A 24156-nucleotide genomic window follows, 5' to 3' on the forward strand; every position below is an offset into this window, starting at 1 on the left:
GACGCCCGCCGACCGGACGGACGCGTCCTGAATGATGACCTGATAGGGCGGAGGACCGGCTCATGCTTGTCCCATTCGTGACTAGGCCGTCGTGCGGGTGGCGCTTATTGAGCGACCCATGGCGTGGCCCGACCGCATTTCGGTCGATGGCAATCCGCCGGGCCTTCGCCCCGCGCGCGCCGCAATTCTGGAGGGCCAAGATGAGAGTGACCAGCAAGCTTGCGGACGTCGAATTCCGCTTCGGGCGCATCGAACGGGACGGCAGCACGCTGTTGATCAACAGCCACCCGTCCCAGGCGATGCAGACGACCGTCCACATGTCGCCCGACGATTTCCTGGCCTTCCTCAAGGCCATGGCCACCAGTCCGTCCGCCCTGTTTTTCCTGCTGACTTTCCCCGTGCTCTGGTTCAAGCACCGCAACAGCCGAGGGACGGAGCGTGCAGCCGTGACCGCAAGCAATCATCCGCAATCGGGCATGGGAGAGCCCTGGTAGCCGGCAACCCCGTGCCACGCTTCAATAGGCGTGACACCGCATCAAAAAGGCCCCGCACTCCATTGGGATTGCGGGGCCTTTCTCGTTGGGTATCGCTTGGGCTCAGCGCGAGTTCAACAGCTCGATCGGATATTTGGACAGCAGCTCGTAACCGCCTTCGGTCACCAGGATCTGCTGTTCGACCTTGATGCCTTCGCGGCCGCCGACTTCGCCGACATAACTCTCGACGCAGATCGTCATGCCGGCTTCGAGCACGCCGTCAAAGCCGAAATTCTTATAGTCCCGCCAGTAGAGGATTTGCGGATACTCGTCGCACATGCCGATGCCGTGGGCGGCGCAGACATATTGCTGGCGACGGAATTTCTCCGGCAGGTTTTCAGACCGCTCGGCAAATTCGCCGAAGGTCAGTCCAGCCTTGACCATCTCCATGTTGACGTCGAGATGTTCGATCGCCGTCTTGTAGAGATAATCCTGCTCGGCGGTCGGCTTGGCATCGCCGCAGATCCAGCTGCGCGAGATGTCGGCACAATAGCCGTAGTTGCCGATCAGGTCGGTATCGAAGGCGACGATGTCGCCGTTCTCGATGCGCCTGTCGCTGGCCTCCTTGAACCACGGATTGGTGCGCGGGCCCGAGCAGAACAGCGCGCCTTCCAGCCACTCGCCGCCAAGCTCGATATTGCGCTTGTGCAGGATCGACCAGACCTCGCGCTCGCTCGCACCCGGCTGCAGCCCCTCGCGCATGCGCTCCATGCCGTCTTCCGCGGTGGCAATGGCGCAGCGCATGGCGCAGAGCTCGTCATGCGACTTGATCACCCGGGCATGCTCGATGATACCCTGGCCTTCGACGACCTGGATGCCCTGGCGTTCCAGAGCCCAGACGCCGAACGGATTGATACGGTCGACGGCAAGGCGATTGTTGCCGCCGCCATGGGCGCGCACCAGGTCGGCGATGGTGCCGGCCCAGGCCTTGGCATTTTCCTCGAACCGAGGGCCGGCGGTGAAATAGGTCCAAGGGATGCACGGCCTCAGTTCGTCTATCAGGTCGAAACCTTCGTAGAGATGCAGCATGGTGGTGGCATCGAACACGATGACCGGACCTTCGGTGGCAACGAAGGCGTAGCGTACAGGATTGTGGTGACCCCACACCTGCATGTTTGTGGTGTCGGTGGCGTAGCGCAGGTTGACGCTGTCGAACAGCACCACGCCGGCGACGTCGTTCAGCTTCATCTGCTCGCGCAACCGCGCCAGGCGATATTCGCGCAGGGCATGGAGGCTCCAGTTCGGCTGTTCGGGGCTCACGACGGCGGAGGTGTCAAAACTGGTCATTGCTCAAAGTCTCCGCTGAGAATTTCCCTGGACCGCCTGGCCATGAAATCACCGATGCTGTCCCTCAGCCCGTCGTCGATCGGTGGCGCCTGATATTCGTCCAGTTGCTTGCGCGCGCGGTCGAGGCCGACCTGGTGGGCGTCGCGACGGCCTTCGTCGCGCCATTGCTCGTAGCTGTTGGCATCCGACAATTCAGGAATGTAGAAGGCGTTCTTGCGCGTATGCGCCTCACCCAGGAAGTGTCCGCCCGGGCCGACCTTGATCAGCGTTTCCAGAACCTCGTCGAGGTCGTCGAATTTCGGCTGCTTGAAGATCTCGTAGAGGATGTCGATCTGCTCGACGTCCTGCACGAACTTGGAGTAGCTGATGGCAAGTCCGCCCTCCACCATGCCGGCCGAATGGATGATCCAGTTGGCCTGGGCCAGCATGTAACCCCAGGTCGACATGATCGATTCGTAACCGGCCTGCATGTCGGGCACCTTGGCCGTCGACCACAGGCCGGAGGCCCGCCAGACGAGGCCGAGCTTGCGCACGATCTGGCCGACGATCAGGTTCATCAGCACCGGTTCCGGGCTGCCCTGAAGTGGAGCGCCCGACTTCATCGAGATTGTCTGGGCGACGCAGCCGAAGATCGCCGGTGCTCCCTTTCGGATGATCTGCGAATAGGCCATGCCGGTCAGCGCCTCGGCGATGATCATGGCGCAGGCGCCGACCGTCGAGACCGGCGAACTCGCTCCACCCATGATGAAGGGAGTGCAGATCACCGCCTGGTTGGCACGCGAATAGATCTCAAGCGCGTTGACCATCGTCTCGTCCCAGACGAGCGGCGTGTTGCAGTTGACCAGCGAGCCGACGACCGTGTTGGTGTCGACGAATTCCTCGCCGAACACCAGTTGCGACAGCTTCACCGTGTCGTTGGCCGCGGTCCGCGAGGTGACCGCGCCCATATAGGGCTTATCGGACAGCAGCAGCGGCTCGCCGACCAGATACAGATGGCGCAGGCGCACATCGACATCCTGCGGCTCTGCCAGTACACCGCCATTGATCTGGATCGTCTTGGCCTGATGCGCCAGCTTGGCGAAGTTCCGCAGGTGCTCGAGCGTGCTCGACTTCCTGACATTGTCGAAGTCGAGCACGTGCGGCGCGCCATAGGAGCCGCTGAAAGCGGTGCGTGGCCCGCCAAGCGTCACCGTGCGTTCAGGGTTGCGGGCATTGAGCGTGATCTCGGACGGCACGGTCTCGATCAGCTTGAGCAACAGGTCGCGCTTGATGCGGACGCGCGCGCCATCGACGTCGGCGCCGACACCGCGCCAGATCCTGGGCGCCTCGGGGTGACGGAACTCGATACCGATCTTCTCCAGGATGGTGAAGGCCAACTCGAGCACGCGCTCGCTGCGTTCGTCATTGAGGATCGAATAGGCCGGCAACTCGTTTTGGAGCGCCGGGCGCTGCACGTTGCCCCGCCTGGCCAATGCCTCGCGACGATTTGCAGCGCCGCCGCGCCTGCTGGTTGGACTGTCCATCTTTGCTTCCCGCCATTGCTGCGGCTCCTGGATGCGGAGCACTGGATGACTGCAGCGGCAGGCGAGCAAATGTACCCGATATATGCCGCGCAGTTTCAAGCGCGACATTGCGAGAGCGAGGCCGCTCTCAATAGTCCAATTTGGCACCGGGCTGAGCCCGTCAGCGCCTTGCTCTCTTCAGGTTGAAGAAGCAGCCGACTTCGCTGCCGGAGAGCGTCAGCCGCGGCTCGACGACAGGAGACGGTCGTGCAGCGAGCGGATGTGCTCGCGCATGGCGGCACTCGCACGCTCGGGGTCGCGCGCCAGCAAGGCATCGTAGATCGCCTCGTGCTCGCCCTCGGTCAGGGCGAAATCCTGCGGCGACCATTGCGGCTGGAACCATAGGCGGTTCAGGCGCTCGTGCACGGGCTGCAGGAAATCGGCGATCAGCGGGTTGCCGGCGGCACCGGTGACGATGGAATGGAAACGCCGGTCACGAACCATCAGCGCGTCCTTCGAAGCGGTTTTCGTGGCCTTGATCGTTTCGTCGAGGATCTGGCGCAGTTCGGCGAGTTCCGCAGGCGTTAGCCGGGCGGCTGCTTTCGCCGCGCAATGCGGTTCGAGCACGCTGCGGATTTCCAGCGCCATCATGATCTCATTGAGCGAATCCAACCGGATCAATATGCCCTTGCGCGGGATGACTTCGAGCAGGTCTTCCTGCATCAGGCGCTGCAACGCCTGGTGCACCGGCGTCCGGCCGATGCCGATGTCGTCGCAAATCGCATTCTCTTGCAGGAACTGGCCCGGCTCGTATTGCGCAGTCAGGATGCGGCTCTTGATCTCCTGGTAGGCGCGCTCGGTCAGCGAGTTCTTGCGGGCACCTATCTTCGGATGATTCCCTGCATCCGAACCCGCCTGGTCCGGGGCCTGGCTGGCCGGCGCAGCCGACCGTTTCCCGGCCTTGAGGCCACGCTTTGCATCAGTCATCGATGATAGGGCCCATATTGATCCGGTTCGAGCGACGCCTCATTGGTTAGCGCTTGTGCGGAAATTTGCAACCAACAGCAAGCCCGGAACCAGGACCTCAAGTCGACGCGGCACTGACCTGCCTGACATCGGACGGTCGGCAAGCATATGCATCGCGGAACGATTTGGAGAACTGCGAGGTGCTGGCGAAACCCGAGGCGATCGCCACTTCGGTGACCGGGATCTTGGTCTGGCGCAGCAGGTCGCGCGCCCAGTCGAGCCGCAACGCCAGATAGTAGTGATGCGGCGTGCTGCCAAGATGCTGCTTGAACAGCCGCTCGAGCTGGCGCCGCGACAACCCGGCCTGCGAGGCAATCTCGCTCATCGTCCTGGGTGTCGCGATGTTGCTTTCCATCAGCGCTATTGCGCGAATCATAGGGTCGCTCGGCGAACGGTATTTCAACGTCTGCGGCAGCCTTTGCCGGTCGTTGGGCGCGCGCGCAATATCGGCGACGAAGTGATTGCTGACACGCTGGCCGGTGTCATGGCCGACAGCGCGGTTGATCATGCCGATCGACATGTCGAAGGCAGCCATCTCGCCCGCGCAGGTGTGGATGTTGTCGTCCTGCTGGATCAGCCGGTTTTCGATCCGGGCATCGCGGAACTTTTCGGCGAAGGCCGGGATCTTGCTCCAGTGGATGGTGCAGTCGCGCCCCGCAAGAAGCCCTGCATCGGCGACCAGCCAGGCACCGGTGCCGACACCGCCGATCATGGCGCCATGCCGCCGCATCCGCTGGAGAAAAGAGCGGACCTGCCAGGCGGCGTGAATTTCGACCCCTTCGCCTGCACAGACCAGCACCGTATCGGGCCGCGCCTGGATGTCGCCGGCGTGCAAGTCGCCAAGGCAGCCGTCCAGCCCGACGGAAATGCCGGATGACGAGGTCGCCTGGGCCTTTTCAATGCCGATCATCCGCCAGCGGAAATGCCCATGCCCGGTGACGTCGTTCGCCTGCTTAAGTGGCTCGACCAGACCAGACAGGCTCATCAGCGAGAAGCCGTCGACGACGAGGATAAGGACATTTGCGGTCGGCCTCCGCGTCTGTTGCTGGCCCCTCCCGTCCGATGGCTCGACGCAGCGCGTATCTGGCCAACCAAAGCTGTCCGGGGAGGTAGCATTCCGAATTCCGCTGACTTCCATCGTCGATCTCCACCCTTCTGATGGATCGGATGGCACGCGTGCTGGCGACGGCCACATATCCACGGGGCGCAGTCATCCCGCATGCCGGAAAGCGGCAGAAGTCCAAAATGGCACTGCGACGCGTCCCTCGCATCTCAGGCCGACGGGCTGGCGCAATGTTCGCGATGCAAGCAATCGCCCCTGCCGCGACCAGCCACTAGCCGCATCGTCCATCACCCGAGCAAGTCTCGCCGCGTAGCATTCATGAGCGCCATGTCGACAGCATCCATGCGGCCCGTCGAATCCTGTTCGATGGTCATCATGATGTCCCGCGTCGACAACGGTTCTGTTTCCGCCAGGGGGGCAAAACGGATGGCAAGACGTTCAACATCGATGCCATTCAGCCAGCAGGTCTGCGCCAGGCTGGAATGACCATGGAGGCCTGGCGCGCATTGCAAGAACCCCTGTTCGGCGTAGCCGGGATAGGCCTCGAACGTGCTTGCATAGATGCGCATCGCCTGCGGTGACCCGACAGCCATTTGGTCGCCGACCAACAACCTTGCATATTGATGGCCAAAGCCTTGATCGGCGAACAGCAAGGAACCGGTTCGGCAAACCGCCTGGACATCGGGCCAGCCAAACCCAACCATCGTGACAGGCTTGTCCGGCCGGATACGCAGGACAAGATCGAATTCCTTACCGCTAGCCTCAACCTGCGAGGCACACGCGGAAATCTTGTAGTGCATCTTGGCGGAATTTGAGAAGGCCGAGAACCGCTCTGCCTTGTCGTCCTCGACATACACATTGTCGGTGCCGAAAAAAGCGCCAACCTCGCCGGCCGTGATCATTCCCGTGCTGGCCAGCTTCGCAAAGAGCGAGGCGTAGCGGCAGCGCATTTCCTCCACGCCAACCCGCGTGCAGTGCTCGCGATAGGCCTCGGCGAAATGTACACCGGCAAAAGGCAGGACCTTGCGGAACGGCTCGGCACCCGAACGGCCGATATCCTGCCATGTATCGACGAAAATCTCATGATCGGTTCCTGGCAGAAGGAACTGCTGGAGGCTCGGAAAGGCTTTGCGGAAGCCACGCAACTGGCCCGAGATGCACACCGCAACGCGCGGCTTGCGGCGCCCCGGCACCTTGAATCGCCCGCGCAAGACGGCTTTTGCGGCATGGAAAGCCTGGTAGGGCTTGGCCTGCATCAATTTCAGCCGGGGCGTCGATACGGCGTTGCCATGCCTGGCGCGCCTGTGAGACAGCGATTTCGCTGCCGCCAGATCCTGCTCGCGGCCCCTGCCGGCGAGTGCGTCGTCGATCGCGCCTTGGCCGATCTCGAAGTCCTGTCCCGTGATCCAATTGAACAGCACGACCTGAAACAAGCGGAACCGATCCATGTCTTCTTGCTTGAGGCTGGCGACGTCCGCGACATTGCGAGCGAAGCTCACCGGGTCGAACATCGAATTGTAGGGCAATGCCATGTCAGCAAGCGTGAACTCGGGCAGTGCCTCCAGGTGGGTTCGTGAGAGCTCCGCCTGATCCAGCCACGGCCCGAGAAGATGCCGCAGTTGCAAGAACAACAGGACAGCACTTTTCGGCAGCGGCTTCTGCGACCAGGCCTCGCGGAGGAATGGATCGAGCCGACGGGCAACGGTTGGCATTACATGGGACAAATTGGCCGAATGCGCCTCCGCCAGACGCGCAACGAATTGCGAGGACGTGTTCGTTGCAAGCTCGCCCAAGATCACCGCATGGAAAAAGGCGTGTCGTACCTCTTCAGGCCAATCCGTGTCTTCGGAGCCCTCGAGGATCGCTTGCAGCAGCACTTTCGCTGCCTCCGCATAGTCGCGAGTTCCTTCCGGTTCCGCGAGAAAATGATCTGCGAACTGGCGCAGCGATGTGGTCACAGGTTCAGTCAAGATATTCGGCCCATTATCCAAATATAAGGAACTGTCGACTACTGAAATAAAACAGAACCCATCGTCACACCTATCGCAAAGAGGTTGATAAATTGCGCCTCCGCTCCGCAGAAAAGGCCGCCGGCGCCGACGCTCCTTCGGTCGGCAGGTTGCTGTCTGCGGTTCAACTTCACGACTACGATGCGCTGCTTTTCGACCTCGACGGAACGCTGGTCGACACGATGCCCCTGCATCACCGCGCTTATGCCGAGGTGTTCGCAGCGCGCGGGGCAGAACTCAGCCTGGTGGATTACATGGCATCTGTCGGCGCACCCGCACGCGCGGCGATACCGCTGATGGCGCAGGCCGCCGGCATGCTGCCTGCAACGCCGGAGGAGGTGCTCGCCATCCATCGCGCCAAGAAAATAGCTTTCACGCAAATTCTTCGAACCAGTGCGCCGCAGGCCCTCGCCGCATCGAGATTGATCGAAGCCGCCGGCGAAAGGAAGCTAGCGCTCGTGTCGTCGGGAAACCGCGACGGGGTAATGGCCATACTGGAAACGATGGGCTGGACGGCGGTGTTCGGCGCTGTCGTCAGCGGCGACGATGTCGTCAACGGCAAACCGGACCCGGAACCGTATCTCAAGGCCGCTGCAATGCTTGGCGTTGTGCCGGCGCGCTGCCTGGTACTGGAAGATGCCGAGGCTGGCCTGGCGTCCGGCCGTGCCGCGGGCATGTCCGTCATCGACGTCACGCAGTTCAGCTAGCGGCCGATGATCGCGCCAACAGATCACCCGGCATTCTCCGAATTCTCCGAAGTGATCCCGCTTTCGGGGTTTTCCGGCGCGACGGTGGCTTTGCTGCGGACCAGTTCCGGCAATCCCTTCGTCCGCAAAGCGGCAAACAGCCCAGCCGCCAACGCGGGGATCGTCGCGCAATCCGCGCGACAGGCATGGCTGCGGACAGCCATCGATGGCATCGCGACTGTGCCGCGCGTCATTGGCGAGGACGAGGCACAGGGCTTGCGCTTCTACGACATGGAGTTCGCACCTGCCCGCGATGCCATCAACTACCTTTCGACAGCCACTTTCGAGCAGGTGGCCATGTTCTCCGACCGTGTCGAACAGCTGATGCGGGCGCTTGCTGCCGCCAGCCCTCGCGCGCCGGCAACCCCGCCCAGCCGTGCGACGATCGAGGCCAAGCTCACGCAAATCGCCGAGCGGAGTGGCGGCACCTACGCGAAAGAACTGGCGACACTCCACGAAGCCCTTTCTCTCATGGGCGAAATCACCGACTCCGACCTGCCGACGGCGTCTCATGGCGACCTGACATTCGAGAACATACTTGTCGGACGGCGCGGCGATCTTTGCCTGATCGACCCCATCGAATCTCCCTTTGATCATTACTGGTTCGACTGGTCCAAGCTCTTCCAGGAATGCGAAGGTCACTGGCATGCCCATCGTGGCCGCTCGATCGCTACCAGCGTGACCTGGTGGCTGCGCGACCGCTGGATGAAGGCTGCCGCGGGCCAGTCGCCACTCTATCCGGCACGGCACTACTTCTATCTCGGGCTGACCTTTGCCCGCATTCTCCCCTATGCGCGCAACGAGGCCGACAGCGCCTTCGTCGCGCGCCGCGTCGTGAGCTTCGGCAGCGCCGCCATCGAAGCCATAAGGAGCCAGCGATGAAGATCATCGTACCATGCGCGGGCCGTTCCTCGCGCTTTCCCAACATGCTGCCCAAATGGATGCTGCCGGACAATGACGGCTTGCCCATGGTCTACAAAGCCATTCGTGGACTCAACGCGCCTGTCGAGGATCTCGTCGTCACCATCCTTGCGGAGCATCAACAGCGGTTCAACGCCATCGAAGGCCTGAAGCGCGCCTTTGGCCAGCCAGTGCATTGCGTGGTGCTTGATGAACCGACATCCAGCCAGTCGGAGACCGTTGTCGAGACGCTGCGCCGAACCGGCATCGATGAGCCATTCCTGGTCAAAGACAGCGACAATTACTTCGAGCTTGGCGCGATCGAGGAGAAATTCAGTTACGTCTCGGTGGCTTCACTTGAAGACTTCGACCAGGTCAACCCGCAGAACAAGAGCTACGTGCAGGTTGACCAGGAAGACATCATCATCAATTTCCGCGAAAAAAAGGTGATCTCCGACCTGTTCAGCGTAGGCGGCTATTTTTTCACCGAACCGAAGGCATTCCTCGCCGCCTATGACGAGATGTTGCGCGGAACTCGGCTCGCCGGAGGCGAACTCTATCTGTCCGAGATCATCGCCTTCATGGCCCTCAACGGCCACATCTTCAAGGCACGCAAGGCGAAGAGCTACGAAGATTGGGGTACGGTCACCGAATGGCGGCGACGGCTGGAAAGACAGCGCGTCTTCCTGGTCAGCGTCGACGGCTTCCTGTTTCAGCGCGGCTCGCTGTATTTCGAACCCTATTTCGACAAGGTAGAGGCCAACGCCGCCGCGGTCGAAGCGGTCCGCAAGATGGCTTCAGCGGGTCACGCCGTACGCTACATCTCCATCCGTCCTTCCCACCTCGAACCCTTGACGCGGTCGCAACTGAAGGCCCAGCAGCTTCCGGAAGCGCCGATCCTGTTCGATTGCGACGTGGCACAATGGGCACTGCTGACCGCGCCGCATCCGACATTGCCTTTCAAGACCTCCGATGCGATCGAAGTCGACCCGGCTGACCACAACCTGTCCGAGAGGCTCGGCATTGCTGGATAACGCCTGAGCTCCATGAGGGCGGCCATTATCTGGCATCCAGCTTGGACGAACGGTCTGTCCCAAGACCCGCATTGCTTTGGAAACACAATAAAAATCCCTACTCTGGCTGCCGTCCAGTTGCGATCGGCGTCTTTGCATATTCAGTCGGCTCGAAGGACTTTGCGCGTCTATGAGCTTCCACGAACTGGGCCAGTTCAGTCCCACGGAGGTGGACTAAGCTTTCAATTAACCAATCGTTAACAATTTCCTACATTCGCTAACGATATTTGCTACATCAACCCTGACGAGTGCTTAGTGCCGGGGGTGTGTCGTATGGACGATGCGAATACAAAAGAAGCGATTGAACGAACTGCGACGGGACGTGCAGACCCCTATGCGAACCGCAACAGCCGGGAGAGCCGGTTCCGCGCCAACCGCTTCAAGCTGGTCCAGGAAATCATGCAATCGGTCCTGCGCGAAAAGGGCCGTTGCACCGTTCTCGACCTCGGCGGAACGGAACGATATTGGGATATCGGCGCCGACTTCATCCGCGGAAATGAAGACAAGCTGCAAATTACCTTGCTCAACACCGACCCCATCGACGTCAAGAACTCGCGCGTCTTTGCCTCGATTCAAGGCAGCGCCACCGACAAAACCCTGCTTCAGGGACAGCAGTTCGATTTCGTACACTCCAATTCGGTGATCGAACATGTCGGGCAATTCGCCGACATGAAGCTCTTTGCCGACAATGTGCGGCGACTGGCTGCCCGCTATTACATCCAGACCCCCAACTACTGGTTCCCCTACGAACCGCATTTCCGCTTCCTGGGTTTTCAGTATTTGCCGGAACGCCTGCGCATCGAAATGCTGCACCGTTTCGCGCTCGGCTTCTTCAGCCGGCAGCGCGACTGGAACGATGCATCCTGGCTTGTCCGACACCATCGCTTGCTCTCTGCAAGCCAGATGAAGTCCTTGTTTCCGGATGCGGAAATAGCGTTCGAAAAAGTTATGTCGTTCAATAAATCGATAATTGCCGTCCGATAGTCCTGCACTGAGCAATACAAGGAGCGCAGGGTGAAGATCGCTTATCTTCTCAATACATATCCGATACCAAGCACGACCTTCATCCGCGGGGAAATCGAGGCGCTGGAAGAGCTCGGCCTCGATATCGGCAGGCTTTCCGTTCGTCGTTTCGGCGGAACGCTGGTCGACCGCTCCGACCGGGCCGAGACGGAGGCCACACGCTATCTGCTCAGCGGCAATGCAGTCGGGCTCTTTGTTGCATTCGGGCGCGAAGCGATTACCAATCCGCGCGCACTGCTGCGCACCCTTCCCGTCTTGCGGCAGATGCGCGGCAGGGCCTATTCCGGGCTTGTCCACCACATCGCCTACCTGATGCAGGCTTGTTATCTGCGCCAGGAGGCCCGCAGGCAGGGCATCGCCCATATCCATGCGCATTTTGGTACGAACCCGGCCGCCGTGGCGTTGCTGTCGAGATTGCTTGGCGGACCGAGCTACAGCTTCACCGCGCATGGCCCTGACGAATTCACTGACGCCGCCTATCTGAGCTTCGACCTCAAGATCAGACATGCCGCTTTCGTCGTGGCGATCTCGGATTACTGCAGCAACCTGCTCGCCTCGCTCGCCGACCAAGGCGATGCGCGCAAGATCGTCATCGCGCGATGTGGACTCAAGCTCGACGACTTTGAGCCGACGCCGGTCCCCGCCGACGATCGCACCCTGGTCTGCGTCGGCAGGCTCTGCCCACAGAAGGGCCAGGTCCATATCCCCGCCGCGGTCGCGGCATTGCGAGACGAATTCCCCGACATGAAGGTGTTGCTGGTCGGCGACGGCGAAAGCCGCTCCGAAATCGAGGCCGAAATCAAACGCCATGATGTCGGTGCTCAGGTCTTGCTGCCGGGATGGGCATCCAACGACGAGGTTCGAGCGCTCTTGAAAGGGAGCCGCGCCATGCTGCTGCCGAGCTATGCCGAAGGCCTGCCGGTGGCAATCATGGAGGCGCTTGCGCTGACCAGGCCAGTAATCTCGACGACGATCGCCGGCATCCCTGAACTGGTGGACGAAGAGTGCGGATGGCTGGTCGAGCCAGGTAACCATATGCAACTTGTCACAGCGATGCGGATGGCGCTGTCTGCTCCGGCAGAGGTACTGGCGCGCATGGGCAAGGTCGGGCGCGAACGTGTCGAACGCCTGCATGACCGGCGGCGTCTGGCTCTCGAGTTGCAGCGGCTTTTCAAGGAAGCCACCGGCACCGGCCGCAACAGCAGCTCGGCGCAGAGCCCGCTCCAGGGCGGACCAAAATTCCAGCCGGCCGGCGAATAGAATTCACTTGTATTCTATCAGCCGCTGGCGTCTGCCCATCAGCCGATTCAGCGCATATTGCGCAACGCCCTGCATCTCGGGAAACTTGGCCAGCAGAGCGAAGGTTGCGTAGAGCCATGCGGTGCGCCCGCCTCCCTCACGCATGGCGATGCGAGCGATCTGCAGCGGGTAGGCGGCGAACAGCAGCAGGAATGCAGGAGTCCATGCCACCGCGCCGAACAGCGCAACCAACGGCAATACACAGCCCCAGAACACCGCCCTCAGCACATTGCGTCCCCAGATGCCTTCGGGCAATCCGAGGTGGCGATGCGCCACTTCCGCGAAGGCATGGCCGGCGCGTTTCGATCTGCTCCACCATTGGCCAAGGCGCCTGATGTTCGCATCGTGGAGCGTCATCTCCGCATCCAGCCGATGGATCTTCCAGCCAGCGGCGCGCAGGCGCACGCACATTTCCGGTTCCTCGCCGGCAATCAGGTCTGCCGCATAGGCACCTACGGAGGCAAGCGCATCGACCCGCGCCAGGCAATCGCCGCCACAGGCGAGTGCGTCGCCAACAGGCGTGTCCCATTCGCGGTCGCATAGGGCATTGTAGATCGTTGCATCCGGAAAGCGTTCACGGCGGCGTCCGCAGACGATCGCGTGAACTCGGTTCTCGGAGAGAAAACCGGCAGCCTTCGCCAGCCAGCCGGCAGCGATCTGGCAGTCGCCATCGACGAACTGCACCAACTCGATGCCCGGAACCAAGCGGCGGAGTTCGGCAAATCCGGCATTGCGAGCACGCGCCGCAGTGAATGGAACCGTCATGTCGAGCTGGACGACCGCCGCACCCAGCCTTTCCGCAACCTCGGCGCTGCCGTCGGTCGAACCGGAATCGACGTAGACAGCCTTGGCGATCAGCCCGCCGAGGCTCTCGAGACAGGCGAAAAGGCGTGGACCCTCGTTGCGGCCGATCACCACCACGCCAACTGTCGGGGCTGCAGCATTCATGTGCGGAACGCCTCCAGCGCGCCGTCGAATGCCGTGCCGTAGCCGGCCTCATAACGAACGACGGAAAAGACCAGGATGAACAGAATGAGCAACGCAGTCATTGCCACGTCTTGCCGGAAAAAGGCGATCCGCTCGCGGTACTGGCCGAACAGGATGGGCATGTAGCGGCAGAGGTCACTGGCAGCGATCATCAGGATCGCGCCAGCGATGCCATAAAACTGCAGGCCGAGCGGAATGGCGACGACCATGAACGCCAGCTTCGCCATGTTACCCGCCGCACCATAGAGCGGGCGTCCAATGCCCAGCAGCGAGTATTCCGAAATCGTGCAAAGCAGAGAACACCAGACGCCGAGGAGCAGGATCGGCAGTATCCAGCCGGCATCATGGTAGCGCTGGTCGTAGATAAGCCAGACGGCGAAGTCCGAAACCGAAATTCCAAAGCCGATGCACACGGCGAACGCCAGCAAGAGCTTCAGGCGCAGTGGCCGCATCTCGGCGCGGAGCGCACCCACATCCTGATCCTTGCGCGATGAAACCACCGGAAAGATCAAGGAATAGCTTAGCCTGCCGACCAAGGCCGCCGGGAGGTCCGCAATCGTGCGCGCAATGCCGTAGACGCCAAGCACGGCAAGCGGCACCGCATGGCCGAGGTAGAGCTTGTCGAAGCTCGCGCAGAGAAAGGACAGCAGCGAAGAGAGAAATATCCATTTGCCGAACGACAGGATCTCACGAGCGTAGGACGCCTGCCACGCCAGCCATGTTCGGCCATAGGGCAAGAGATAGCTCGCTGCCGTCCGCACCACGATGGTCAGGATATTGGCAACCAGCAGCGACCAGATCGTCGGACTGTACAGCGCCAGCGCGATGACGAAACAGGCATTCACGAACTCGACCATGAGGTCGAACAAGTTGAGCTTCACGAATTGAAGCTGGCGCTGCAGCATGTAGATGGAGACAGATGCACTGCCCATCAGAACGAGGCCGAACGCCGACAGCTGGATCGCCGAGGCTGGGAGCGAGTAGAGCTGCCCAAGCGGCGCGGCCAGGGCGAACATCAGACTAAACAGGATCGCGCCGCGGACCAGCTGGATGGTCCAGGCCGTGTCGCGGAACCTTTGTTCTTCGCCCTTGCTGTTGTGGACGATGTTCTGGCCGATGCCGACGTCGGAGACGAGTTCGATGCCGTTACGCAAGGTGCTGATGATCAGCATCGTGCCAAACACTTCCGGCATGACCAGCCGTGACAGAACCACGTTCGACCCGAAGCGCAGCACGATCGAGACGAAATAGGCGCCAGTGGTCCAGATTGCCCCGTGAAGGAGGCGTTTAGACGAAATAGCCATCAGGCTCGTACCAATCCTGTTGCCTGAGAGCAGAGAACGAGCCTAGCGCCCGAAAGCCGGCAGCCACTTGAACACCCGTTCGGGATCGCACCGATTAAGGATCGTCCCAACGAGTTTTTCCCAAACGGGCGGCGCTGCCGACAATGCCGCCGACAGCGCCTCGTCCGAGACCCGTCCGGCTTCGACAACGAGGACGAAAGAATCGATGAAGCGTGCAGATGCACGGAGATCGCCAGCGGCATCGAGCGGCGGCAGGTCGAAAACCACCAGATCGTACGCCGCCAACTGGCTCAGGACTTGTTCCATTTGCCCTGCCCACAGCATCGCCGGGGTCTTTCCGGCCTGGCCATAGGGCAAGATGTCCAGTCCCGTTTTCGTGTCCTTGACGATCAAAGCCTTCAGGTCGCCTTCGCGTCCCTCGAGATAATCGAGGAGGCCCCGCCGGTTCGCATGCTCCATGGCTTTCGACAGTTCCGGCCGATAGGACTGGGCATCGACGAGCAGTGCTCGTTTGCCCATCTGAACCGCATGAAGCGCAAGGTTGGCGGCCAGCAAGGTCTTGCCTTCGCCCGGGAGTGCCGAGGTGACGCCCAGCGACCGCACATGAGGGCTGCCGGTCAGGGGCAGTATGCTGACGGCGGCGAGCCTCAGCGTCTGCCATTCCGGTGTTCCGGGACGGCGGGAAATCTCCGACAGGTGCAGAGCAGCACTATTTGAAGAAGCGCGATCGCGAACCAGGTTCGGAATCACGCCGAAGCATTCCACTCCAGCAACCGAGGCGAGCCGGTCAGGCCGACGGAAACTGCGATCGAGAAACGCCAGCAGCAGCGCGACGACGAAACCCGCGGCGGCGCCGACAATTCCCGCCAGCGCGATGATGATCAAGCCGCGCGGATTGCTCTTCTCGACCGGCGGTGTGGCGGCCGACATCACTTGCGCCTTCGGCCCTGCCTCGCGAAGCCGGTCTCGCAGCCATCCGCTGGCCGACTGAACGGCTTCGGCGCGATCCGACTCCTGCTTGGCCATGTAGGCTCGCGCCACCTCGTTGGCGACAGTAGCGGCATTCTGAGGCGTCCCTGAAGTATAGCGGATCTCCACGAGATTGCTCTGGCCAAGGCGGTGAATGGCCAGACCACCACGCAGTGCCTTTAGCGCTCCCTGATGATCGGATGCGTCGGGACCACCAAGCTTCAGCGTCTGCATGACATTGGAGAGAACCGGGGTCGAGCCTATCGTCTCAATCTGTGTCTCAAGGAATGTCGGGTCGAATTGCGACTCGGTGAAAAACGCGTCCTCGCCGCTCGTCGTCAAGCGCAAGTTGGTGATGTTGAGGACAGCGGAGGCCGTGTATTGCGATGGACGAAGCGCGACATAGGCTACAGCAATCGCTCCGCACAGCAGACCGCCGGCGAGGATAAGCCAGAGCCCATTCAGGGCCGAACGAACCATCCAGCGCCAGTCGTAGAGACTGGCATCCGGCGCGACGCCCTGCTGGATCGGCAATTCCTGGGGGTGTCGCGATTCAAGCATATTGAAGCCTACGGTAAGTCAGTGCTGCGATGGTCAGGGGCGCTTCGTCGTCGTTTCGTCCCCCAGCGCGCCGGTCATCTCCGTCGTTACGCGGAAAACCTTGACGATGTCGCCGGGCTGTACGCGCGTCGTTTCGACCGCATCGAACTCGGATGTGCCGTTGTCGTCGGTCCGCACAATTCTGAAGCGCAACTGCGGAGCAGTCTCGGACTCGGCAAGGCGGGCGAGATTCGACGAATAGTAGGCAGCGCTATCCAGGATCCGGGCAGAGGTGTCGTTTGCTTCGGCGATGGCGCGGAGATCGACGGCAATGCGCTGGATGCCGGCGAGAGCCGTCGCACGGCGCTGCTCGTCCAAAGCAGCGATCTCGCGCGTCGCCGTATTGATCTCCTGGCGCGCCCGCAGCTTGCCTATCTCCAGGTCCTGCTGCTCGCGCTGCACATCACTCATGCTGCGTTCCAGCGGACCAAGGCGATGAACGGCGAGATCCTGCTTGGCCAGTCGTCGGATCTTCTCAAGTTCACCTTTCGTCGATTCCAGCTTAAGCGCGACGTCGGCAAGCTGCCGGTCAAGCGCCTCGAGCTCCTGCTCTCGCATGGTTATCGACGCTTCAAGACTGCGTCTTTCGGCGCGATGGCGCCCAAGTTCAGTGGCAAAGAGACGGCCCTGTTCCTCGACAGCCTTCGCATATTCGGGGGGTGCATCGCCGGGCGCTGCGCCAATGCCCTCTGCGCCATCCAGTTGCGCCTGCCAACGTTGCTGTTCGGCCAACAGATCCGAACGGCGAGCCTCGTTGAGTTTCAGATCGCCGCGGCTCGATATCGCCACGCGCTCGAGGTCCCATTGCGAGCCTTGCTCCGGCCGATAGGCACCACCGCCGAGGCTCAGGGCATTGAGAATCATCATGCCGGGACGATAGGCGTATTCGCCTGGGGTGGTCACACTGCCGAGGATGTAGAAGGGACGATAAGTGACGATGTCCACCGTCGCGTCCGGCATCTGCTGAAGATTGGCCTTTTCCTGCAGCCGCGCTGCGATCGAGGCCGCGAGTTCGGGCGTGCTCAAACCCTTTGCCGGGATCTGACCAAGCATCGGCATCAATATGTCGCCGCCGGCGCCGACGGTAAGCTCGCCGGTCAGCGCTGGCCATTCGGAGATATGGATGCGCAACCGGTCCTGCGGACCAAGCTCATACTCGGCCGTATCGGCCAGGGACTTGCCGGACAGGCCAAGCAAGGCCAGCGAGGCGAGGCCAGCCACGACAGCGCCATTTCCCCTCTGCAGCTTTCTCAGTGCACCAAGCAAATTCATCGAACCGCTCCAACAACATCTGGCAACAACCCAAGGCTGTTACCGTACAACTCCTGAAATAGGCTGAAGACGTTCAGCGAAACGCGATGCGCCGGTCATATCGCCGCAACTTTCGTGTTTCATGGTTAACGCAATCCTGATTGTGCATTCAATTGCATGGCCTGGATTGACCGGGGCTGCCTCGCGCGATCGCGCACCCTGAGGCGCAGCGCAATGCCGAAGACCATGCCCATGGTCATGGTCAGGAGGTACTGGATCTCTCTCGCAAAGATCACCCACTCGTAGAAGGAATGGAGATAGACGACGAGAAGCGCGACTCCGAAACCGAGCAACAGGTTGCCCTCCAGGGTGCGACGCATGCGCCAGCCGGTCCTGATTGCGACGAACAGTGGCACGACGAGCATGATGCAGAACGCGATCACACCCGGGTACCCCGCCTCAGCGGCAGTCAGCCAATAGGCATTATGGACGATGTTGTTGCGGTTGCCCTCGAAGCCGATGACGCCGCCGCGCTCCGAATAGCCAAGGTCACGCGCAACATGCACATAGTGATTGATCCCGACGCCAAGCGGGTAATCCTCGAGAATGAAGGACGCAGCCCGATTGAAAGCTGCACGTTCGTCATATTGGCTTTCTCCAAGCGGACTGAGCTCGAACCGGTTGGAAAACGTGGAAACAGCCAACGGCGCCACGATGAGAAGCGAGGCGAGCGCTGCAAGGCCGACCGCCATCTTGCGCTGCGTCAGGCCGGCAAGCGCCTGCGTCACGAAAAGCGTCCCCAGCCCGATCACCGCAAAGCCGACGGCCGCGCGCGAGGCGGTGAAGACGACCACGACGATCGTCGCCAGAACCGTGCCGACCAGGTAGCGAACGTTGCGATAGCCCGCCAGCAACAGGGCGAGATGCGGGAAGAGCACGAAATGGGCTGCCATGCCGAGCGTATTCTGATGGATGAACAGACCCATCGTCTGCGGCAGCTGAAGCTGGAACCGCTGATGGAGGACGGCAACGAAATGCGCCGCCATGCCGATCGCCATTCCTTTCAGCATCAGGAACGGCACATCCGGATCGGCGCAGGCACGAGCCACGACCACCATGACCAGGTAGATGCGGGCGAATTGCAGCAGGCCGAAGCTGGCGGCTACCGGCTCGGCGGCCTGCAGCAGCGAAAGCGCGGTGGCGAGGAGGTAGAGAAGAAATGGCAGCTTGCACCACCACGGCAGCTTGCCGCGTGGCATTGCGAACAGAGCCGCTGCGGCAAGGATATCGACAATCGAAATCTGAAGGCCGTAGACGAAGCCTACCCAGCGACCGGCCCAGGAGAGCAGGCCGACATCGAACAGTGGGATGGCTGCGGCAAAGAATGGCAGGGCGCCGAAGACGATCCAGAATGGCTTGCGCAGCACGGGCGTGCTTCTTAGCAGCAAGCCGAGCGGGAAAATCGCAAGCAAAGCGAGAAAAAGCACCCCGAACTTCAAAGAACGATAACCCTTGTGGCTCGACATGCGTGCAATAACATGGCGCCTGGGAACTGCAGGTTAACGCCCGAGAACAACCCGACGGAAGGTTAACGACAACGTGGTCTTCGTATTTCGAGTCCTTCTCATGGCGTTGCTGGTCCTGCCGGCCAGCGCTCGCGCCGGTTCGCCTGCGATCGAAATCGCGGAGATCGCAATGGCGGCACCTGATATCATCGCTGTCGAACTGCGCGATCCGCAGTTCGTGCATGGACGTATCGTGACTTTGCCCAAGCCGATGCCTGATATGCGCGGGCGGTGGACTGACGTCGATGGGGTACCCGGACTGGTCATCGGACCGAAAGCCGACAATGTCCGGCTCTCGGACACGCCCCCGGGTAGATTTCTCGATCGAAAAAGCATCGACGACGCCGGCCTTTACGGCGATATCGGCGGACGCCGCGTCATCTCGGTTTACCGCAAGTCCATGCCCTACGATTCCGGGCTCTATCCAGGCCCCAATGGCGACACACGCACTGGCGCTGCCTTCAAGCACCAGGTCTACCTCAGGCTCGATGGCCCCTTGCCGCAAGGCACTCATGTCATCCGCTGGCCGAACGGCGTGCTTGCCGACCAAAGCTTCACCTTCGACGACCGGGCAACCCGGGCCATGGCGATCCGCTCGACACTGCTTGGTCATGCGACAAAGGACACGGCGAAGACCGGCTTTCTCGCGCTCTGGCTGCCCGGCGGCAACGACGATGGTGCGGTCGATTTCAGAGATTACGGCATCGACAGCTTCGACATCGTCGATCCCAAAGGCAGGACCGTCTTTTCTGGCGCCATAAGCCTGCGCAAGAGCCCTGGCGACCCCGAACCAGGCAATGGCCTGCCCAAGCCGCTGATCAACTACACCAACGCGATCGCACCACGTATCGCCATCCGGTCACTCGATCCGAATTCCAGGCGCGTGACGACGGTTGTGCGACATAACCTGGTTGACGGCCAGCGCGTCGGACTCGAGCGCCTGGGCGGCGACCAGGATGCCAGTGCGATCTTCGCCATCGTATCCGAGGTCAAGGGCAGTGCATTCACACTGGCCGAACCAACCGGGCCGCTGCCGGCGACCCTATCCCCACAGGCAACCGTCACCCCCGCCTACAGCGCCAACCGCGCCGGGACCTTCGTCTTTGAACTCGACTACTCCGCGTGGGCGCCACAAGCGGGCGGGCCATACCGGCTGCGCATTCGAGGCCTCGGCGTTTCGGACCCGTTTCGGGTCGACCCGGACACCTGGCTGAATGCCGCGCGCAATTCCATGACCGGCCTCTACCATCAGCGCAGCGGCATCGCGATCGACGGGCGCTTCGGCTACAGCCGGCCTGTCGCCTTCCGCCCCGGCGCCGATATGTCGATCGTCGAAAGCCGACTGCCACTGGCCTGGTCGTCCAATTTCGATACCGGTTTCATTGCTTTCGAGGAGGGGGTGAAGCCGCGCTGGCGCACCGACAGAAAGGCGCCGGACAGCTATTGGGGCGGCTACATGGATGCAGGCGACTGGGACCGCCGCATCCAGCATGTCGAGGTAGCGTCCCTCCTGTTGGAAACTTTCGAGGCTCTGCCTGAAGGACAGCCCGCAACCAGCTTCAATCTGCCGAAATCAAGCACCCTGCTGACCAACCCAGCCTATCGCGACACCGACGACCTGCCTGACCTCATCCATGAAGCGATCTGGGTGATGGACTTCTTCCGACGGCTGCAGACCGACGACGGCAGCATTCGCGGCGGCATCGAAAGTGCAGCCCATCCCATGCTGGGCGAGCCAAGCTATCTCGAGCGACAGGAGGTCTACGCCTACGCGCCCGACCACATTTCGACCTACAAATATGCCGCTGTCGCCGCGAAGCTGGCGCGCATCCTGAAAACGCTGGGCAAGTCCGACGCCGCCAAGCTGTTCGAAGACAGCGCCCGCGCAGCGTGGGCTGCCGCGGAACCCGGCTTCGCCGATCCCGACACCTATTATCGCGACGCGATCCTTGCCGCCACGGCGAGCGGCTCATTCGGACCAGGCGGCTGGCCGGCACGGCGCGAACAGTTGCAAGCGATCGCTCGCGAATATCGAGGCGCAGCCGCAGCGGCACTCTACAGGCTGCTCGACAGTCCGGAACACCGCGACATCTTCGAAGCGTACTGGCGCGAGGATCAGGGGCTTTTTGCGCACAAGGGCGACGCTGCCTGGGACTATCTCAAGACTGCGGGCTCGGATGCGGAAATAGGCGAGGAGATAACAGCGCGGTTCGCTGCGGAAGCGGCAATCATCACCGGCGCCCAGCAACATGCCGCCTATCCCAACATGAAGCATCCCGATGCACCTGCCGGCTGGGGAGAAGGCGGCGCACCGGACTACAACCAGACGCAGACGCTGATCCGCGCGCATCTGCTATCTGCCAATCCGCAGATCCTGCAGGTCATGGAGCAGGGATACCAGGCCATGGTCGGGGTCAATCAGGTGGGCCTGAGCTTCGTGACCGGGATCGGCGCACGACAGATCCTGCATCCGCTGCACGAAGACCATCGCGCCATGGGGGTAGACGCGCCGAGCGGCATCACCATTTTCGGGTTCGCGTCCCAGTCGGCTACCGCCTATAGCTGGGTGTTCGGCCCGGCATGGTCGCCGTTGGCGGAGTCAGGCACCGCCGAAAACGCAGCGCAGCGCCGCATCGAGCCGCCACGGTTTTCCCTGCCCTACCATGAATATCTGGTCGAGCACCCCGCGGTCATCATGCAGCAGGAATTTACGGTGCACCAGTCGATCGCCACGATGGCCGCGCTGGCGCTCTACCTGCATGGCCGGCAGTAGCACGGCAGGAGGTCAATCGCTGAAGGCATTGCGCAGGTTCCAGCCGAAGCGGGCCGTATCCCGCATGCGCTGGATCGCTGCACGCGGCCAGGAGAAGTCGGCACGGTAGATCTTGTTGGCGTAACCGGCATAGGCCCAGGCAAAGGACGGCGCAACGCCGCCGGAGCACGCCTCAAACGGCTGGGCAGCGCGATAGCGGCTCAGGAAATCCGCTGCGAAAATCTTCAGCGTCTGCGCTTGCGCCTCGCTCACGCCCGCCGGCATGCGCGCGGTCTGCGCGTCCAGCCCATCGATCGTCGCCAGCACGATCAGCGCGACAAAGGCCTCGCCGAGTTCAGTCGGATGGACGCTGTCGGTAAAAAGCGCCCGAACGACATCGCCCGGTGTCATGTTCTCGAAGCCTTGGCGGGGCGCACTTACGAGATGGTCGACCAGTTCGGCCAGGGCCAGGCTCGCCGGGATGAAGCCTATGCCGGAAGCGCTCTCGCCGCCCGATGCAGCGCTCCCGCCGGCAGCTTGCACCGCGCATCGCCAGACCGGCAAGGCAAGCCGCTCATAGGCGATCCAGTCGCTGGGATCCTCCTTGTCCGAGATATCCAGCCACGGCGCCATGAACCACATCGACCCCGCAGAACTAGCCTCGAGGAAACGACGCTTGTACTCGGCGAGATAACGCACCGTGCCCTGTCGCATCACCGTGTCGAGCAGGGAGTGCAACTCCGTCACGAGCAGAAGATCATAGGCACTGTCCCCTACGGACGGTCGGCGGAACTCGACGAGAACATCGACCGAACCGCCACTGCGATCGGTGCCGTCCGCGAAACCCGACCATGGTCGCGCGGGATCGGTCCCCATGGAGCGCCGTTCGAGCGACGAACCGCCAATGTTCTGCATGTTCCAGAGAATAGGCCGGCCCGAGGCGGCGGCCATTTCCGCAAGCTTGTCGAGCATCGGCCGGTCGGTGAGACTGTGGCCGGAAACGAACAGGCTTCGGGGGGCGGCTGTTGTCACGGGAGGCTGCTCAGGCTGGGACGCCGACTTCGCTGCATCTGGTGACATGGAACCTGCCAGGACAAGAACACAAAGAAATAGGACAAGCCAACGACGGGTGAAACGCATCACGCGGGTGCGCCCGCATCCTCGGGTCGGCTCTCCCTCGCTGCAGCCATCCGGCGAAAGGTCGCCAGCGCCTGGCCGACGACCTGATCCATGTTGTAGTAGCGATATGTCGCCAGCCTGCCGACGAACCACACATCCGGCGTCTCGCCCGCAAGCCGCTCATACTGCTTGTACAACTGTTCGTTCTCGGCTTTGGGAATAGGGTAATACGGGTCGCCCTCCGCCGAAGGGTATTCATAGGTTACCGTGGTCTGCGGATGATCCTGGCCGGTCATGTGCTTGTATTCCGAGATGCGGGTGTAGTCCTGCGTCATCGGAAAATTGACCGTGCCGACCTCCTGGAAGCGGCGCGTGTTCAGCGTGACATGCTCGAATTTAAGCGACCGGTAGGGAAGCCTGCCAAAGCGAAAGTTGAAGTATTCGTCGATTTGCCCGGTATAGATTAGCCGCCGATGCGGAATCTTTGTCCGTACATCCTGATAGTCCGTCTGCAGCATCACCTCGATGTTCGGGTGATCGAGCATCTTCTCGAAGAGCTTGGTGTAGCCGCCCTTCGGCATGAACTGGAACTCGTCGGTAAAGTAGCGGTCGTCCCGGTTGGTGCGGGTGGGGACACGGGCGGTGACAGACCTGTCGAGTTCCGACGGATCCATGCCCCACTGCTTGCGCGTGTATCCGCGGAAGAACTTCTCATAGAGTTCGCGGCCGACCTTCGAGACGACGACATCCTCCGATGTCTTCACCTCATCCACGGCCTCGGCGCGTTCGGCGAACCAGCCCTCCAACTGTTCCGATGTGAGATCGAGCCCGTAGAGCCTGTTGACGGTATCCAGATTGATGGGAATCGGCACGCGCAGCCCATCAACCTCCGCCAATACCCTGTGTTCGTAAGGGCGCCACTCGGTAAAGCGCGACAGGTAGTCGAAGATCTGCTGCGAATTGGTATGAAAAATGTGTGGCCCGTAGCGATGCATCAGCACGCCAGCCTGGTCATGCATGTCGTAGGCATTGCCACCAATGTGGTCGCGTCGATCGACGACCAAGACCCTTTCGTTGAGCTGGCTCGCTATCCGCTCGGCCAGGACGGAGCCGGCAAATCCGGCGCCCACGATCAACCAGTCATACAT

19 protein-coding genes are annotated in these 24156 nt (G+C 61.7%); 7 read left to right on the plus strand and 12 right to left on the minus strand.

The features are described from left to right. The first annotated feature begins 200 nt into the window (after positions 1-200). Positions 201-494: a hypothetical protein gene (locus GGR00_RS21145; protein ID WP_184700915.1), complete on the plus strand. Its 294-nt coding sequence runs from the start codon at positions 201-203 to the stop codon at positions 492-494. Between the two features lie 102 nt (positions 495-596). Here GGR00_RS21145 and GGR00_RS21150 read toward each other — a convergent pair whose 3' ends face one another. The 5 genes from GGR00_RS21150 to GGR00_RS21170 all read right to left on the minus strand — a co-directional run bounded on the left by GGR00_RS21150 (position 597) and on the right by GGR00_RS21170 (position 7381). Beyond that, the gene (locus tag GGR00_RS21150; protein WP_184700917.1) at positions 597-1820 is read right to left on the minus strand and encodes a M24 family metallopeptidase; all 1224 of its coding nucleotides are present in this window, start codon (positions 1818-1820) and stop codon (positions 597-599) included. Continuing rightward, positions 1817-3343, minus strand: coding sequence for a trimethylamine methyltransferase family protein (locus GGR00_RS21155; protein ID WP_184700919.1), 1527 nt, complete (start codon positions 3341-3343; stop codon positions 1817-1819). The genes GGR00_RS21150 and GGR00_RS21155 overlap by 4 nt, the downstream gene beginning before the upstream one ends. Positions 3344-3559: 216 nt before the next feature. Further along, positions 3560-4309, minus strand: a complete 750-nt coding sequence (locus tag GGR00_RS21160; RefSeq protein ID WP_184700921.1) for a GntR family transcriptional regulator — start codon at positions 4307-4309, stop codon at positions 3560-3562. Between the two features lie 97 nt (positions 4310-4406). Then, positions 4407-5543 (minus strand): GlxA family transcriptional regulator, encoded by a 1137-nt coding sequence (locus tag GGR00_RS21165; RefSeq protein WP_343065609.1) that lies wholly within the window; start codon positions 5541-5543, stop codon positions 4407-4409. Between the two features lie 155 nt (positions 5544-5698). Continuing rightward, positions 5699-7381, minus strand: a complete 1683-nt coding sequence (locus tag GGR00_RS21170) for a hypothetical protein (RefSeq protein ID WP_184700925.1) — start codon at positions 7379-7381, stop codon at positions 5699-5701. Between the two features lie 92 nt (positions 7382-7473). Between GGR00_RS21170 and GGR00_RS21175 the strand changes: the two genes are divergently transcribed. The 5 genes from GGR00_RS21175 to GGR00_RS21195 all read left to right on the plus strand — a co-directional run bounded on the left by GGR00_RS21175 (position 7474) and on the right by GGR00_RS21195 (position 12422). Continuing rightward, positions 7474-8127 (plus strand): HAD family hydrolase, encoded by a 654-nt coding sequence (locus GGR00_RS21175; RefSeq protein ID WP_184700927.1) that lies wholly within the window; start codon positions 7474-7476, stop codon positions 8125-8127. A 6-nt stretch (positions 8128-8133) separates the two neighbouring features. After that, on the plus strand, positions 8134-9048 hold the full coding sequence (locus tag GGR00_RS21180; RefSeq protein WP_184700929.1) for a phosphotransferase: 915 nt from the start codon (positions 8134-8136) through the stop codon (positions 9046-9048). Then, positions 9045-10100: a glycosyltransferase family protein gene (locus GGR00_RS21185; protein ID WP_184700931.1), complete on the plus strand. Its 1056-nt coding sequence runs from the start codon at positions 9045-9047 to the stop codon at positions 10098-10100. The genes GGR00_RS21180 and GGR00_RS21185 overlap by 4 nt, the downstream gene beginning before the upstream one ends. Positions 10101-10412: 312 nt before the next feature. Beyond that, entirely contained in the window at positions 10413-11123 is a 711-nt protein-coding gene (locus GGR00_RS21190) for a class I SAM-dependent methyltransferase (protein ID WP_184700934.1), read from the plus strand. Positions 11124-11153: 30 nt separating this feature from the next. Continuing rightward, a complete protein-coding gene (locus tag GGR00_RS21195; RefSeq protein ID WP_184700936.1) occupies positions 11154-12422 on the plus strand; it encodes a glycosyltransferase in 1269 nt (422 codons plus the stop codon). 3 nt (positions 12423-12425) lie between these two features. Here GGR00_RS21195 and GGR00_RS21200 read toward each other — a convergent pair whose 3' ends face one another. The 5 genes from GGR00_RS21200 to GGR00_RS21220 all read right to left on the minus strand — a co-directional run bounded on the left by GGR00_RS21200 (position 12426) and on the right by GGR00_RS21220 (position 19098). Then, positions 12426-13409, minus strand: a complete 984-nt coding sequence (locus tag GGR00_RS21200) for a glycosyltransferase family 2 protein (protein WP_184700938.1) — start codon at positions 13407-13409, stop codon at positions 12426-12428. Further along, on the minus strand, positions 13406-14752 hold the full coding sequence (locus GGR00_RS21205; RefSeq protein WP_184700940.1) for an oligosaccharide flippase family protein: 1347 nt from the start codon (positions 14750-14752) through the stop codon (positions 13406-13408). Before GGR00_RS21205 ends, GGR00_RS21200 begins: the two co-directional genes overlap by 4 nt. A 42-nt stretch (positions 14753-14794) precedes the next feature. Then, entirely contained in the window at positions 14795-16282 is a 1488-nt protein-coding gene (locus tag GGR00_RS21210; RefSeq protein ID WP_184700942.1) for a Wzz/FepE/Etk N-terminal domain-containing protein, read from the minus strand. Positions 16283-16315: 33 nt separating this feature from the next. Beyond that, on the minus strand, positions 16316-17593 hold the full coding sequence (locus tag GGR00_RS21215) for a polysaccharide biosynthesis/export family protein (protein ID WP_184700944.1): 1278 nt from the start codon (positions 17591-17593) through the stop codon (positions 16316-16318). 125 nt (positions 17594-17718) lie between these two features. Continuing rightward, positions 17719-19098, minus strand: coding sequence for a hypothetical protein (locus tag GGR00_RS21220; protein ID WP_184700946.1), 1380 nt, complete (start codon positions 19096-19098; stop codon positions 17719-17721). Between the two features lie 169 nt (positions 19099-19267). Here GGR00_RS21220 and GGR00_RS21225 point away from each other — a divergent pair, with 169 nt between their 5' ends. Beyond that, complete coding sequence (locus tag GGR00_RS21225; RefSeq protein ID WP_184700949.1) at positions 19268-21910, plus strand: glycoside hydrolase family 9 protein; 2643 nt, start codon at positions 19268-19270, stop codon at positions 21908-21910. A 12-nt stretch (positions 21911-21922) separates the two neighbouring features. On the opposite strand, the gene GGR00_RS21230 is transcribed toward GGR00_RS21225, so the two are convergent. After that, complete coding sequence (locus tag GGR00_RS21230; RefSeq protein WP_184700951.1) at positions 21923-22921, minus strand: hypothetical protein; 999 nt, start codon at positions 22919-22921, stop codon at positions 21923-21925. 107 nt (positions 22922-23028) lie between these two features. Further along, entirely contained in the window at positions 23029-24156 is a 1128-nt protein-coding gene (glf, locus tag GGR00_RS21235; RefSeq protein ID WP_184700953.1) for a UDP-galactopyranose mutase, read from the minus strand.

The organism is Aminobacter aganoensis (assembly GCF_014206975.1).
Taxonomy (GTDB): domain Bacteria; phylum Pseudomonadota; class Alphaproteobacteria; order Rhizobiales; family Rhizobiaceae; genus Aminobacter; species Aminobacter aganoensis.

Bases quoted from the DNA above. Each gene is read 5' to 3' on its own strand.
- GGR00_RS21165 (WP_343065609.1), bottom strand. From the start codon at position 5,543: ATGTGGCCGTCGCCAGCACGCGTGCCATCCGATCCATCAGAAGGGTGG.
- glf (WP_184700953.1), bottom strand. From the start codon at position 24,156: ATGTATGACTGGTTGATCGTGGGCGCCGGATTTGCCGGCTCCGTCCTG.
- GGR00_RS21150 (WP_184700917.1), bottom strand. From the start codon at position 1,820: ATGACCAGTTTTGACACCTCCGCCGTCGTGAGCCCCGAACAGCCGAAC.
- GGR00_RS21200 (WP_184700938.1), bottom strand. From the start codon at position 13,409: ATGAATGCTGCAGCCCCGACAGTTGGCGTGGTGGTGATCGGCCGCAAC.
- GGR00_RS21220 (WP_184700946.1), bottom strand. From the start codon at position 19,098: ATGTCGAGCCACAAGGGTTATCGTTCTTTGAAGTTCGGGGTGCTTTTT.
- GGR00_RS21210 (WP_184700942.1), bottom strand. From the start codon at position 16,282: ATGCTTGAATCGCGACACCCCCAGGAATTGCCGATCCAGCAGGGCGTC.
- GGR00_RS21155 (WP_184700919.1), bottom strand. From the start codon at position 3,343: ATGGACAGTCCAACCAGCAGGCGCGGCGGCGCTGCAAATCGTCGCGAG.
- GGR00_RS21225 (WP_184700949.1), top strand. From the start codon at position 19,268: ATGGCGGCACCTGATATCATCGCTGTCGAACTGCGCGATCCGCAGTTC.
- GGR00_RS21190 (WP_184700934.1), top strand. From the start codon at position 10,413: ATGGACGATGCGAATACAAAAGAAGCGATTGAACGAACTGCGACGGGA.
- GGR00_RS21160 (WP_184700921.1), bottom strand. From the start codon at position 4,309: ATGACTGATGCAAAGCGTGGCCTCAAGGCCGGGAAACGGTCGGCTGCG.
- GGR00_RS21180 (WP_184700929.1), top strand. From the start codon at position 8,134: ATGATCGCGCCAACAGATCACCCGGCATTCTCCGAATTCTCCGAAGTG.
- GGR00_RS21205 (WP_184700940.1), bottom strand. From the start codon at position 14,752: ATGGCTATTTCGTCTAAACGCCTCCTTCACGGGGCAATCTGGACCACT.
- GGR00_RS21185 (WP_184700931.1), top strand. From the start codon at position 9,045: ATGAAGATCATCGTACCATGCGCGGGCCGTTCCTCGCGCTTTCCCAAC.
- GGR00_RS21145 (WP_184700915.1), top strand. From the start codon at position 201: ATGAGAGTGACCAGCAAGCTTGCGGACGTCGAATTCCGCTTCGGGCGC.
- GGR00_RS21215 (WP_184700944.1), bottom strand. From the start codon at position 17,593: ATGAATTTGCTTGGTGCACTGAGAAAGCTGCAGAGGGGAAATGGCGCT.